Below are 13014 nucleotides of genomic sequence, written 5' to 3' on the forward strand. Positions count from 1 at the left end.
CTCACTCCCCCTTCAAATATTTATCGAACCACCCGATCGTCCGGCGCAGCGAGTCCAGCTGGTTTTCGCGCTTCTGGAAGCCATGGCCTTCGCCGGGGTAGAAGATCGTCTCGACGATATTGCCCTTGGCCTTGAGCAGGTCGTGGACCTCCTGCGCCTGACCGCGCGGCACGCGGATGTCATTCTCGCCCTGGATCGTCAGCAGCGGTGCCTTCGCCGCCTTCATATAGGTCAGCGGCGATGCGGCGTCATAGACCGCGCCGTCCTTTTCGGGGGTGCCGAGCAGGCTGCGCTGATAGGCTTTCAGGAACTCGTCCTGGTCGCGGTACATGGTGCGCCAGTTGATGATGCCGAACCATTGCACCGCCGCCGTGAATTCGTCCGGCGTGCGGCCGATCGCCATCAGCGTCATGAAGCCGCCGTAAGAACCCCCGAAGATGCCGACCTTCCTGTCGTTGACATAGCCCGACTGGACGAGGAAGTGCTTCGCCGCGACGGTGTCTTTGAGGTCGCCGCCGCCGAGGTCCTGGAAATTGGCCTCCTGGAATTTTTTGCCATAACCGGTCGAGCCGCGGAAATTGGGCTGGATCACGACATAGCCGCGCGTCGCGAAGGCGGTGGCGTAGCGCGAGAAGCCGTCCTGCGACTGGCCGGTCGGGCCGCCGTGCGGCATCACGATCGCGGGGTTGCTGCCATCGCGTTTCAGGTTGAACGGCATCGTCACGACCGCGCTGATCAGTGTGCCGTCGAAGCTTTTGTAGGTCACGATCTGCGACTTGGGCAGCGTCGCGGGGGCGAGGCTGGCCATCGCCAGCGGCACCACGGGCACCGCCTTGTTCGCGCCGAGGTCATAGGCATAGAGCATCGTCGGCGAATCCGCGCCGCTGCGCGTCACGAACATCTTCGACCCGTCGGGCGAGATCGCGGTGAGTCCGGGGATCGACGCGCGGCCGGGATCGAGCGCCAGCTCGGTCTTGGTCATGGTCATGGTCGAAAGGTCGACCCGCGACAAGGTCGAACGCCCGTCGTTGTTGGTGCGCACGAACATCGCCTTGCCGTCGGGGGTGACGATGTCGCTCGTTTCCTCCCACGGGGTCTTGGGCAGGCCCTGCCATTTTTTCGTCGCGACGGTGTAGGCCGTGGCATGCGGCTGGCCGGTGCCTTCGTCGGTGGTCACCGCCAGCACCGCGCCGTCGGGGGTCGCGCCGCTCGCGGCATAGATGGTCTTGGGCTTGCCGAGCAGCTGCGTCGCGGCACCGCTCGCAACGTCCACGCGCCAGATCTCGCTCGCCGACCCGTCGACGAGGCTGCGGTTGGCGATGATCGCCTTGCCGCCGTCGATCCACGCCGCCGGCGCCCAGCTATATTGCGGGTCGCTTTCGGCGGTCAGGTTGCGGATCTTGCCACCCGCATCCATCACCGCGAGATTGCTCTGCCCCTCGCTCTTGAGCTTGGTCGACAGCGCGACGAGGCCCCCGGTCGGGCCGACCAGCAGCCCGCTTTCGCTGCGGTCGGGCGTGCTGGTCAGATTTTCGACCGCGCCGCCGACGGTGGGCACGCGGTAGATGTCATAATATTCGTTCCCGCCGGCATCCTGCGTGAAATAGAGCCACTGGCCGTCGCGCGTCGTCGCCAGCCCCGATTGCGCGTCGTCGGACTGGGTGAGCTGCACCGGCCAGCTGCCGTTGGCATCCATGCGCCAGATGTTGACGCGGCCGGTCAGGTCGGTGGCGATGAAAATCTGTTTGCCGTCGGCGCTCCACACCGCATCGTACAGCGCGCGGGTGACGCCGATATCGTCGAGCGGCACCGGCTTCGCGTCGGGATTGGCGGGCGAGCCGATCGTCCGCGGATCGGTGACCGGACGGTCGGGGGTCGCAACCTGGGCGAAGACGGGCGCGGCGGTGGCGAGCAGTAGGACGGTGAGAATCGAGCGCATCGGTGAACTCCCTGTTATATGATGCGCAGACTATCGTGTGGAAAAGCAAAGTATAGCCGCTTGACCCGGCGAATCACTTGTGATTCAAGGGCCGGGATGACGCAGCGCCACAAAGTACGGAAATCGGTGAACCGGGCCATAGGTCCCACCGTCGCCGTGATCGCGGTGCTGGCGATGATCGGCTATGCGATCTTCGGTCCGACCGGGCTCTATGCCTGGGGCGATTATGGCCAGTCGGTCGAGAAGCAGCGCGTCGTCCTCGCCGAGCTGACCAAGAAGCAGAATGAGCTGAAGAACCGGGTCAATCTGCTCGACCGGCGCCGCGTCGATCCCGACCTGGCCGAGGAATATGTGCGCGAGAAACTCGGCGCCTATCACCCCGACGAGGTGATCATTCCGATGGACCCCGCCGAAAAGCCCTGAGGGGCTTTTGCTGCACCCTTGTTGCATAGCTATCCTTGGACCCCTTGGGGGCCAAGCGGGCGTTGCCAAGTGCGGCGCGGCTCTCCTATAGGGAAGCCCTGCCGTAACGGCTAACCGCAAAGGAACCCGCCTTGGCCAAAGCACCCGTGCGCAAGACTGCTGCGCCGAAAAAGCCCGCCCCAAATGCTGCCGCAACCCCCGCGCCCGCGACCAATCGCGACCGCCCGCAAGACCCCGCGCCCTATGACGCGACGCCGGCGGAGCTGGAGACATTCTACCGCGAAATGCTGCTGATCCGGCGCTTCGAGGAAAAGGCGGGGCAGTTGTACGGGCTCGGGCTGATCGGCGGTTTCTGCCACCTTTATATCGGCCAGGAAGCCGTCGCGGTCGGACTCCAGTCGGCGCTCGACGGCGACAAGGACAGCGTCATCACCGGCTATCGCGACCATGGCCATATGCTCGCTTACGGCATCGATCCCAAGGTCATCATGGCCGAACTCACCGGCCGCGCCGCGGGCATTTCGCGCGGCAAGGGCGGCTCGATGCACATGTTCAGCGTCGAGCATAAATTCTATGGCGGCCACGGCATCGTCGGGGCGCAGGTGTCGCTCGGCACCGGGCTGGCCTTCGCGCACAAATATCGCGGCGATGGCGGGGTCGCCATGGCCTATTTCGGCGACGGCGCGTCGAACCAGGGGCAGGTGTATGAAAGCTTCAACATGGCCGAGCTGTGGAAGCTGCCGATCATCTTCGTGATCGAGAACAACCAATATGCGATGGGCACCTCGGTCAACCGCTCGTCGGCCGAGGACCAGCTCTATCGCCGCGGCGAAAGCTTCCGCATCCCCGGCATGCAGGTCGACGGCATGGACGTGCTCGCGGTGCGCGGCGCCGCCGAGGCGGCGCTCGAATGGGTGCGCAGCGGCAAGGGTCCGGTGCTGATGGAACTCAAGACCTATCGTTATCGCGGCCACTCGATGTCCGACCCCGCCAAATATCGCAGCCGCGAGGAAGTGCAGGCGGTGCGCGACAAGAGCGATGCGATCGAGCATCTGAAAAAGCTGATGCTCGACGCCGGGATTAGCGAGGACAAGATCAAGGATATCGACAAGGAAATCCGGCAGGTCGTCGCGGACTCGGCGGACTTCGCCGAGAGCGCGCCCGAACCCGAACTGCATGAACTGTATACCGACGTGCTGGTGGAGCAATATTGAGATGGCCATCGAATTGAAAATGCCGGCGCTGTCGCCGACGATGGAAGAGGGCACGCTCGCCAAGTGGCTCGTCAAGGAAGGCGACACGGTGAAGTCGGGCGACATCCTCGCGGAGATCGAGACCGACAAGGCGACGATGGAATATGAAGCGATCGACGAAGGCACGATCGCGTCGATCCTGGTCGCCGAAGGCACCGACAATGTGAAGGTCGGTACGGTGATCGCGACGATTTCGGGCGAGGGCGAGGAAGCGGCGGCGCCTGCTGCGGCTGCCGCTCCGGCGCCTGCTCCGGTCGAAGAACACAAGGCCGCTGCGCCGGCCCCGGCACCCGCACCCGCGCCTGTGGCGGAAAAGCCCGCCGCGGTCGAGCGCGCCTCCGACCCCGCGATCCCCGAGGGCACCGCGATGGTCAAGACCACCGTCCGCGAAGCGCTGCGCGACGCGATGGCCGAGGAAATGCGCAAGGACGACCGCGTCTTCGTGATGGGCGAGGAAGTCGCCGAATATCAGGGCGCGTACAAGGTGACGCAGGGCCTGCTCGAGGAATTCGGCGCGCAGCGCGTCGTCGACACCCCGATCACCGAATATGGCTTCGCCGGCCTCGGTTCGGGCGCCGCGATGGGCGGGCTGAAGCCGGTCATCGAGTTCATGACCTTCAACTTCGCGATGCAGGCGATCGACCACATCATCAACTCGGCGGCCAAGACCAACTATATGTCGGGCGGCCAGATGCGCTGTCCGATCGTGTTCCGCGGCCCGAACGGCGCGGCATCGCGCGTCGCCGCGCAGCACAGCCAGAATTTCGCGCCCTGGTACGCCAGCGTCCCCGGCCTGATCGTGATCTCGCCCTATGACTCGGCCGATGCCAAGGGGCTGATGAAGGCGGCGATCCGCAGCGAGGACCCGGTGGTCTTCCTCGAGAATGAACTGCTCTACGGCCGCAGCTTCGACGTGCCGGCGGTCGACGATTTCGTCCTGCCGATCGGCAAGGCGCGGATCATGCGCGCGGGGACCGACGTCACCATCGTCAGCTACTCGATCGGCGTCGGGCTCGCGCTCGAAGCCGCCGACGCGCTCGCCGCCGAGGGCATCGACGCCGAGGTCATCGATCTGCGCACGCTGCGCCCGCTCGACACCGTCACCGTGCTCGCCAGCCTCAAGAAGACCAACCGGCTGGTCGTCGTCGAGGAAGGCTGGCCGACCTGCTCGATCGCCAGCGAACTCGCGATGGTCGCGATGGAACATGGCTTCGACGACCTCGACGCCCCAGTGGCGCGCGTGTGCAACGAGGATGTGCCGCTGCCCTATGCCGCGAACCTCGAAAAGCTCGCGCTCGTCGACATCCCGCGCGTCATCGCGGCGGTGAAGGCGGTTTGTAACCGTTGACCGCCTGAGTCCTCGTCATTGCGAGGACCCCGGACTTGATCCGGGGGAACGAAACAATCCAGAGCAGGCGTAAACCGCCCTGGATTGCTTCGCTGCGCTCGCAATGACGAAGCGGAAATGATAGCGCGCCGCACATGGACGACGACGCCGCTCCCGAATTTCTGCTCTACCCGGACATCCGCGATCCGCGCGCGATGGTCGCGGTGTCGCGCGACCGGCGTGCGGCGATGACGGCGCTGTGGGGATTGGCCGAACGGCTCACCAATTTGCTGATCGAAACGCGCGAGCCGCTGATCGGCCAGATCAAGCTCGCCTGGTGGCGCGACATGATGGTGATGCTGGCGAACGAACCCGCCGCGCTGCCGAAGGGCGAACCTTTGCTCGCCGAACTGCAGGCGACCTGGGCGGGGCAGGGCGGGCTCGATACGCTCGCCGACGCGGCCGAGGCGATGTTGCTTGCCGAGGATGAAGCATTGCGCGGCGCGGCGGCTATGGCGTTCGGCACGGCGCTGTTCACCTTGTCGGGCGGTGGCACCGGTACGCGCTGGGGCTTGCTGTGGGGGGCGGTGGTGCAGTCGGAGGAAGAGGACGCGCATTATCTCTTCGCCGCGGCGCGCGCGGCCCCCGTTCCGACGGGCGCCGCTTTCGTGGGCCGGCGCGCCCTGCTGATGCTCGACCGCTGGGCCGCCGCCATCGCCGCCGCGGACGGCGAACGGCGCTGGCGGAGCGAGGGACTGTTGCTGTTTCGCGTCGGGCTGATCGGTCGCTGACGAATAAAATGCGCCGGGGCTGGAAATGGCGCCGCCAAACATCTATCTTGTCCGGTACATAATAGGGTCGCAGGGGACGATTGATGTTCAACGGGCTGGTCGCCTATCTCGATTCGATCAAGGCGCGCGACCCCGCGCCGCGCTCGCGTTGGGAAATCCTGCTCTATCCGGGCCTGCTCGCGGTCGGCATGCACCGTATCGCGCACTGGCTGTTCGAGGCCGACCTGTTTTTCCTCGCGCGCTTCGTCAATCATTTCGCCCGCTTCCTGACCGCGATCGATATCCATCCGGGCGCGAAGATCGGGCAGCATCTGTTCATCGACCATGGTTTCGGCGTCGTGATCGGCGAAACCGCCGAGATCGGCGACAATGTCTCGATCTATCAGGGCGTGACGCTGGGCGGCACCGATCCCGCCAACGGCATCGGCGGCAAGCGTCACCCGACGCTGGCGAACGACGTCATCGTCGGCTCGGGCGCGCAGATATTGGGGCCCGTCATGGTCAACCCGCGCGCGCGCATCGGCGCCAATGCGGTGGTGACCAAGGATGTCCCCGAAGGCGCGGTGATGGTCGGCATCCCGGCACGCTCGACGCTGGTCGACGCCACCGAATATGCCCGCGAGTTCGTCCCCTATGGGACGTGCAACGAGACCTTCGATCCCGCGACGCAAAAGGTCGAACTGCTCCAGTGCCAGCTCGAACAGCTGCAGAAACAGCTCGCCGCGCTGGTCGCCGAACGGGACGTCGCCGCCGAGCCGGCTCCGCGCAAGGGACGTAGCCGCGCCTGATGGGGATCGTCACCCCCTGGCCCTATACCAGTTCCTTGCCGCAGCAGACGGCGTTCGACCGCCACGAACTGACCCGCATCCTCGATCTTTACGGCCGCATGGTCGCGGCGGGGAAGTGGCGCGACTATGCGATGGATTTCCAGCGCGACGTCGCGGTGTTTTCCTGCTTTCGCCGCGCCTCCGAGCGTCCCGAATATCGCATAGAAAAACGCCCCGCCTTGCGGAGCCGGCAAGGCATGTGGGCCTTGGTCTCCGAAGCCGGGGCGATTTTGAAGCGCGGGGACGAGCTTGCCAATGTGCTCGCCCCCGTCGAACGCAAGCTTATGAAGCTGGTATCGGACTGACCGGCCGGACCGTCGCGGGCAACTGGTCGGCGAGGCCCGTGGGCAGGAACCCGACCACCACGCTCCGCGCATTCTGCCAGAAGGCCGAGAGCAGGAGCAGCGCCGATCCGATGACGAAGGCGGTGAGCGCGACATTGAGTTCGACCGCGCCAAAGGTCTGGAACAGCTGGGTCAGCGCGAACAGCACATAGGCCAGCGCCGAGACGAGCAGCGCGCGGCGGTCGATCGCGAGCGCGATCAGGCCGAAGGCGATATAGATGGCGATCACCATCACCGCGGCGGCGCTGCCGATGTCGTTACCCTGCGTCACGCCGAGCAGGTGGAAGATCGGATGCGCGATCATCGGGGCGGCGAGCAGGTGGAGCCAGAAGGCGACGTCGCTGCGGCGCGTCTGGCGCACCCGGTCGCTGCGGTCCCACCACATGGCGAGCGCGAAGATGCCGAGCCCGGCGACGAGCACCAGCGTCATGAACAGGTTCACCGGGGGTTCGCTGCCGCCGACGACCGCGAGGACCAGCGCCACCGCGGTGCCGGCGAGCGCGGCGCTGCCCGCGGCGACGGTGATCGGCACCATGAAGCGTTTCCAGTGGAACCAAGTCGCGCCCGCGGTGACGAGCGCCATGCCTGCGGCGACGATCGCCATGGTCGCTTCAGCGGGATGGTTGCCGAAAATCGCTTCGCCATGCTTGACGAGGAAACCCACCATCGAGCCGAAGACGCCCGCCGCAAAGGCGAGGACGAGGACGATGCTGGGCAGCGCCATGCGGCGCTGGCGGGTGAAATATTCGGCAAGGCCCCAGGCGGTCGCGGCGACGCCGATGCCGGCGAGCGCCGGATGGATCGACTGGCCGATCCAGCCCACCGCGACGAGCAGGATCACCGCGGCGATGCTGACGAAGATGTCGTTGAAGCCGGTGATGAGGCGGAATGATTCCTCATCCGCTCCGGGGGCGGCGCGCACCGACGCAATATGGTTGCGGAAGGCCGCTACGGCCTCCGGCGTCATCACCTTTGCGTCGACCGCTGCTTGCAGGTCGCTTTCGCTATACATTGGGGTCGTCCTTCTGTCCGATCCCCTTGCCCCGCTGCGCTTATGGCACGACTGTGTTAGTGATGCAATACGATAAATCAGGTAAAGATGCCCGCCGCCGTCAGGCGGTCGCGCTGCGCCTCGGTAAGGCGCGCGACGAGACGCAGCGCGAACGGGTAAAGGGCCAGGTTGGTCGCCGAATTGACGATCGCGAGGATGATCGCCTCGTGCTTTTCGTCGGGGGTGACGGGGGAGGCGGCCGCCATGCCGAGCACCATCCCGACCGCGAGCGAAAGTGACCACAGGCCCCACCAGGCGATGAGCAGCGACTGGCCGTCGCGGATGCCGTCACGGTCGCCGCCGTGACTGAATGCCCAGATCTGGCGCATCGCCTGAAAGGGTTTGAAGAGATTGGCGATTGGCACGAAATGCCAGCCCACCGACCAGGCCGGGGTGAAGCCGAAGCCTGGGACTCGCGCCGCCTTGACGTTGGCGGCCGCCCGATAGGTCCACATGCAGAAGACGACGAAGGTGGTGAAGGCCAGCAGCCCGTCGCTGACCGACACGCCGAGATACAATGCGTTGAGCCCGACCACGGGCGCATCCTCGTCGAGCGAGACCCGCCCGTTCAGTTCGGCGATCTGGCCGACGCAGGCCAGGGCGAGGACGATCCAGCCGAAAGCGAGCAGGTTCCGCAGGAAGCGGCCGCGGCGCTGGAGGAGGGCGATGCCGTCGCCCAAGGTCATGTCCGTCATAGGCCCCTCGCGATCGGCGGCCCCGATGGGGCGCCGATGCGAAGAACGCCTATCAGGGTCAGCCCAGCGCTTGCAACGCCCGCATCACCGCCATCGACTGTTCGCTGCCCGACTGGGGCACGGTTTCGCCGTTGCGGTCGATGATCTTGTCCCACGCCGCGGCGACGCCCTCGGGGGTGCGTTCACCCTCGGGCAGCGCGATGCCGGGGGTCATGGTGACATAGGCGGCGTGGAACGCGCCGGCACCGGCGCCGATGATCATGTTCGTCGGGGCGTCCTCGCTGACCAGATAGAGCGCGGCGGGGACGACATTTTCGGGGGTGAATTTTTCGAACAATTCGGCGGGGAAGATGTCTTCGGTCATGCGCGTGCCGGCGACCGGGGCGATCGTGTTGCAGCGGATGTTGTACTTCGCGCCCTCGAGGTGGAGCGTCTTGGTCAGACCGGCGAGGCCGAGCTTCGCCGCGCCATAATTGGCCTGGCCGAAGTTGCCGTAAAGGCCGGTCGACGAGGCGGTCATCAGCAGGCGGCCATAAGCCTGTTCGCGCATCGTGTCCCACACCGCCTTGGTGACGTTGGCGCTGCCGCTGACATGCACCTTCAGCACCAGGTCGAAATCGGCGGGTTCCATCTTGGCGAAGCTCTTGTCGCGCAGGATGCCGGCGTTGTTGATGACGATATGGACGCCGCCCCAGGCTTCCTTGGCCTTGGCGACCATTTCGACCATCTGGTCATATTCGGTGACGCTGCCGCCGTTCGACATCGCGGTGCCGCCGAGCGCCTTGATTTCCTCGACCACCTGCAGCGCGGCGTCCGAATGGCCGGTGCCGTCGCGCGCGCCGCCGAGGTCGTTGACGACGACCTTCGCCCCGCGGCGCGCCAGTTCGAGCGCATAGGCGCGGCCGAGCCCGCCGCCGGCGCCGGTGACAATGGCAACGCGTCCGTCAAATTTGATCGTCATGATGGTCTCCCGAAGGGGCGATCCCGATAGGTTGCCCGAAAAAACTGGCCCGTCCTTAGCCGTTCGCCGCTTTCAGGCAAGGGGTGATCGGAAAAGCGCCCGCTGCAACGAAAATGTCACGCAAATGACGTGCAACTGTCATAGAGCCGTCATAACAGCGCCGCGAGTTTGTCACCCTTTCGCAACGGAGCAAATCCCCATGCGCCACTTCCTGCTCGCCACCGCGGGCTTCCTTTTGCCTCTTGGCGCGCCCGCCCTCGCTGCCGAACCGGTCCAGGGACCACCGAACCCGTCGCCCGCCGCGAGCGACGCCGAGTCCGCCAAGGCGCCTGCGAAAAAGTCGGAATGGGAATTCAAGCCGCGCTGGCGCCTGCAATATGACTTCGCCAATGTCAGCGGCCCGGCGGGGCTGGCCGGTACCGGCCATTCGGAAGAACTCCGCCGCGCCCAGCTTGGCGTCGATATCAAGATGCCCGGCGGCTTTTCGGCGCGGGTCGAGGGCGAGTTCACCGCCGACCCGATCGAATTCGTCGACGCCTATGTCGCGTGGAACGGCGACGGCATCAATGTGACCGCGGGGCAGCAGAAATTCTTCACCCCGCTCGACGATATGACGAGCGACCTCAACACCAGCTTCACCGAGCGCGCGGCGCTGGTCACGGCGTTCAACTTCTCGCGGCGCACCGGCCTGTCGGCGGGCTATGCCAAGGGCGATTTCCAGATCAACGGCGGGGTCAGTACCGATCCGCTGATCCAGCTCGACGATGTCGACGACAACAGCCAGGCGGCGCATATCCGTGCGGTGTGGATGCCGAAGTTCGGCAAGACCAATGTCCATTTGGGCGCCGCCTATCACTGGAAGCATCGCCAGGATTCCGAGCTGGTGCCGGTGCGCTATCGCCAGCGTCCGCTCGTCCATTCGGTCGAGACGCGCTATATCGCGACCCCCGGCCTGCTCGCCGAACGCGAGCAGACCTATGGCGTCGAGGCGGCGGCGGTGAACGGCCCGTTCCATTTCGCCAGCGAAGCCTATTGGCAGCATGCGAGCCGCGACGGGGCGAGCGACCCGACCTTCTTCGGCGCCTATGCAGAGGTCGGCTTTTTTCTGACGAAAGGCGACAGCCGGCCGCTAAAGGGCGGGCAGTTCGGCGCGATCAAGCCGAAAAAGCCGCTCGACGACGGGGGCATCGGCGCGGTGCAGGTCAATGCGCGCTACGATTATCTCGACCTCAACGATGCCGGGATCACCGGCGGCACGCAAAAGGGCTATATGGCGTCGATCATCTGGTCGCCGACCAGCTGGATGCGGTTGATGGCGCAATATGCGCGGCTGAACTATCGCGACGCGGCGATCGCGGTGGCGGGCGACCGCGATTACGGCGTCGACGTCGTCGGTGCGCGGGTGCAGTTCACTTACTGAGATTACAAACAAATACGCCGTCATTGCGAGCGCAGCGAAGCAATCCAGAGCGGTTTACGCCACTCTGGATTGCTTCGCTGCGCTCGCAATGACGATGAAAGGGATCAGCCCTTGCCGGCATCCAGCGCATAACCCGCCGAGCGCACCGTGCGGATGATGTCGCTTGTCCCCGGCAGGTTGATCGCCTTGCGCAGCCGCCTGATATGGACGTCGACGGTGCTGTGGCTAATCGGTTGTCCGGCCGCGGCGGTTAACCGCGCTTTGCCAATCGCCAAACGCCAATGACGAACATGCCCAGCATGAGCAATATGATGGAGGCAAAAGCGGATAGCAGCAGGCCGTTGTGCGCATAGGCCCAGCCAGACCCGGCAGTCAGGTCCGCCCAAAGCCCGCCCAAGCCTCCATTCGCCAACGTCAGCACGGTCCAAAGCAGCATTGGACTAAGGGCCAAGGCGAAGCACCAGCCGAGTTGGGAAGCACGCATAGCGCTATGCTAGCGGCCTATTTCGCTGCCCACAAACATCCGAAGCAGGCATCCCCTCGGGGCGGCCTTCAACCCTTGCCGGCATCCAGCGCATAACCCGCTGAACGCACGGTGCGGATGATGTCCGCGGTGCCCGGCAGGTTGATCGCCTTGCGCAGGCGGCGGATATGGACGTCGACCGTCCGCAGCTCGATGTCGCTGTCCTGTCCCCAGACGCTGTCGAGCAATTGTCCGCGCGAGAAGACGCGGCCCGGATGTTCCATGAAATGGCGCAGCAGGCGGAATTCGGTCGGCCCCATGTTCACGATCTGCCCGCCGCGCACCACCTTGTGCGCGACCGAATCGAGTTCGATGTCGGCATAGGTCAGCATCTCGCCGGCGAGCGCGGGGCGCAGGCGGCGGAGCACCGCCTGGACGCGCGCGACCAGCTCGCGCGGGCTGAACGGCTTGGTGACATAATCGTCGGCGCCGGTTTCCAGCCCGCGAATGCGATCCTCTTCCTCGCCGCGCGCGGTGAGCATGATGATCGGCACATTCGCCGATTTCGGGTTGCGGCGCAGGCGGCGGCAGACCTCGATCCCGGGCAGGCTTTCGATCATCCAGTCGAGCAGGACGATGTCGGGCACGCGTTCCTCGACGAGGATCAGCGCCTGTTCGCCGTCGGGGGTCTGGCGCACCGAGAAACCTTCGCGGGCGAAATGCCACACGATGAGTTCGGCGATCGCTTCGTCATCTTCGATGAGAAGCAGGTCGGGCTGCGGCATCAGCCTTGCTCCTGTTCCGCGGCGCCGTCCTCGGGCTGCTCGCCGCGTTCGCGTTCGTCCATCTGGCCGCCGGTGACGACATAATAGACCATCTCGGCGATGTTGGTCGCATGGTCGCCCATGCGTTCGAGGTTCTTGGCGACGAACAGCAGATGCGCGCTTTCCGAGATATATTTCGGATTTTCCATCATGAAGGTCACGAGGGTGCGGAAGATGCTGTTGTAGAAATCGTCGACATTCTTGTCGCGGACGGTCACCCGCACCGCGAGTTCGGCGTCGCGCGCCGCGAAGCTGTCGAGCGCGTCGTGGATCAGCTCGGCGACGATGTTGGACATCGAGATCAGCAGCGGGATCGCCTCGATCGACCGCGTCTGGTCCATCAGCGCGACGCGCTTGGCGATATTCTTGGCATAATCGCCGATACGCTCGACGACCGAGACGATCTTCAGCGCCGCGATCATCTCGCGCAGGTCGTCGGCCATCGGCGCGCGCAGCGCGATGGTCTGGACCGCGAGCTGTTCGACTTCGCTTTCGAGCGCGTCGATCTTCTTGTCGTCGCGCACGACCTGTGCCGCGAGTTCGAGGTCGCCCATGTTGAGCGCGGTCATCGCCTGGAGCAGCGCCTGTTCGGCGCGACCGCCCATCTCGCTGATCAGACCGCGCAGGCGGTTGAGATCCTCGTCGAACGCCTTGACGGTGTGATCGTTGACTATTGCCATCGTTCTGTCCTTTCGC

The 13014-nt window shown here is 65.3% G+C and carries 13 protein-coding genes and 1 pseudogene; 7 read left to right on the forward strand and 7 right to left on the reverse strand.

All coding sequences use genetic code 11. From position 1 onward, the window contains the following. Position 1 precedes the first annotated feature (1 nt). A complete protein-coding gene (locus ASD67_RS19530) occupies positions 2–1939 on the reverse strand; it encodes a S9 family peptidase (RefSeq protein ID WP_056350708.1) in 1938 nt (645 codons plus the stop codon). 126 nt (positions 1940–2065) lie between these two features. On the opposite strand from ASD67_RS19530, the gene ASD67_RS19535 reads away from it, so the two are divergent. From ASD67_RS19535 to ASD67_RS19560, 6 genes are all read left to right on the forward strand, one after another. Further along, positions 2066–2362, forward strand: coding sequence for an FtsB family cell division protein (locus tag ASD67_RS19535; protein ID WP_235535747.1), 297 nt, complete (start codon positions 2066–2068; stop codon positions 2360–2362). 131 nt (positions 2363–2493) lie between these two features. Further along, on the forward strand, positions 2494–3576 hold the full coding sequence (gene pdhA / locus ASD67_RS19540; RefSeq protein WP_056350712.1) for a pyruvate dehydrogenase (acetyl-transferring) E1 component subunit alpha: 1083 nt from the start codon (positions 2494–2496) through the stop codon (positions 3574–3576). 1 nt (position 3577) lies between these two features. Continuing rightward, positions 3578–4963 carry a pyruvate dehydrogenase complex E1 component subunit beta gene (locus ASD67_RS19545; protein ID WP_056350713.1) on the forward strand — a complete coding sequence of 462 codons (1386 nt, stop codon included), beginning with the start codon at positions 3578–3580 and terminating at the stop codon, positions 4961–4963. Positions 4964–5097: 134 nt separating this feature from the next. Next, the gene (locus tag ASD67_RS19550) at positions 5098–5733 is read left to right on the forward strand and encodes a hypothetical protein (RefSeq protein ID WP_056350715.1); all 636 of its coding nucleotides are present in this window, start codon (positions 5098–5100) and stop codon (positions 5731–5733) included. Positions 5734–5816: 83 nt separating this feature from the next. Then, positions 5817–6521, forward strand: a complete 705-nt coding sequence (gene cysE, locus ASD67_RS19555; protein WP_056350717.1) for a serine O-acetyltransferase — start codon at positions 5817–5819, stop codon at positions 6519–6521. Further along, positions 6521–6865 carry a DUF2794 domain-containing protein gene (locus ASD67_RS19560; protein WP_056350719.1) on the forward strand — a complete coding sequence of 115 codons (345 nt, stop codon included), beginning with the start codon at positions 6521–6523 and terminating at the stop codon, positions 6863–6865. Before cysE ends, ASD67_RS19560 begins: the two co-directional genes overlap by 1 nt. On the opposite strand, the gene ASD67_RS19565 is transcribed toward ASD67_RS19560, so the two are convergent. From ASD67_RS19565 to ASD67_RS19575, 3 genes are all read right to left on the reverse strand, one after another. Next, positions 6843–7916, reverse strand: coding sequence for a hypothetical protein (locus ASD67_RS19565; RefSeq protein ID WP_056350722.1), 1074 nt, complete (start codon positions 7914–7916; stop codon positions 6843–6845). The genes ASD67_RS19560 and ASD67_RS19565 overlap by 23 nt on opposite strands. A gap of 77 nt (positions 7917–7993) precedes the next feature. Beyond that, positions 7994–8635: a DUF4328 domain-containing protein gene (locus tag ASD67_RS19570; RefSeq protein WP_156377796.1), complete on the reverse strand. Its 642-nt coding sequence runs from the start codon at positions 8633–8635 to the stop codon at positions 7994–7996. Positions 8636–8708: 73 nt separating this feature from the next. Then, entirely contained in the window at positions 8709–9611 is a 903-nt protein-coding gene (locus tag ASD67_RS19575) for an SDR family NAD(P)-dependent oxidoreductase (protein ID WP_056350726.1), read from the reverse strand. A 199-nt stretch (positions 9612–9810) separates the two neighbouring features. Between ASD67_RS19575 and ASD67_RS19580 the strand changes: the two genes are divergently transcribed. Then, complete coding sequence (locus tag ASD67_RS19580) at positions 9811–11031, forward strand: OprO/OprP family phosphate-selective porin (protein ID WP_056350728.1); 1221 nt, start codon at positions 9811–9813, stop codon at positions 11029–11031. 104 nt (positions 11032–11135) lie between these two features. Here the strand turns inward: ASD67_RS19580 and ASD67_RS22775 are convergent. From ASD67_RS22775 to phoU, 3 genes and pseudogenes are all read right to left on the reverse strand, one after another. After that, positions 11136–11255 (reverse strand): annotated as a pseudogene (locus ASD67_RS22775) (winged helix-turn-helix domain-containing protein); the annotation flags it as partial. A gap of 328 nt (positions 11256–11583) precedes the next feature. Then, complete coding sequence (gene phoB / locus ASD67_RS19590) at positions 11584–12279, reverse strand: phosphate regulon transcriptional regulator PhoB (protein WP_056350731.1); 696 nt, start codon at positions 12277–12279, stop codon at positions 11584–11586. Then, complete coding sequence (gene phoU, locus ASD67_RS19595) at positions 12279–12998, reverse strand: phosphate signaling complex protein PhoU (RefSeq protein ID WP_056350733.1); 720 nt, start codon at positions 12996–12998, stop codon at positions 12279–12281. Before phoU ends, phoB begins: the two co-directional genes overlap by 1 nt. Positions 12999–13014: the final 16 nt, after the last annotated feature.

The sequence above is a fragment of the Sphingopyxis sp. Root1497 genome (genome assembly GCF_001427085.1).
Taxonomy (GTDB): Bacteria; Pseudomonadota; Alphaproteobacteria; order Sphingomonadales; family Sphingomonadaceae; genus Sphingopyxis.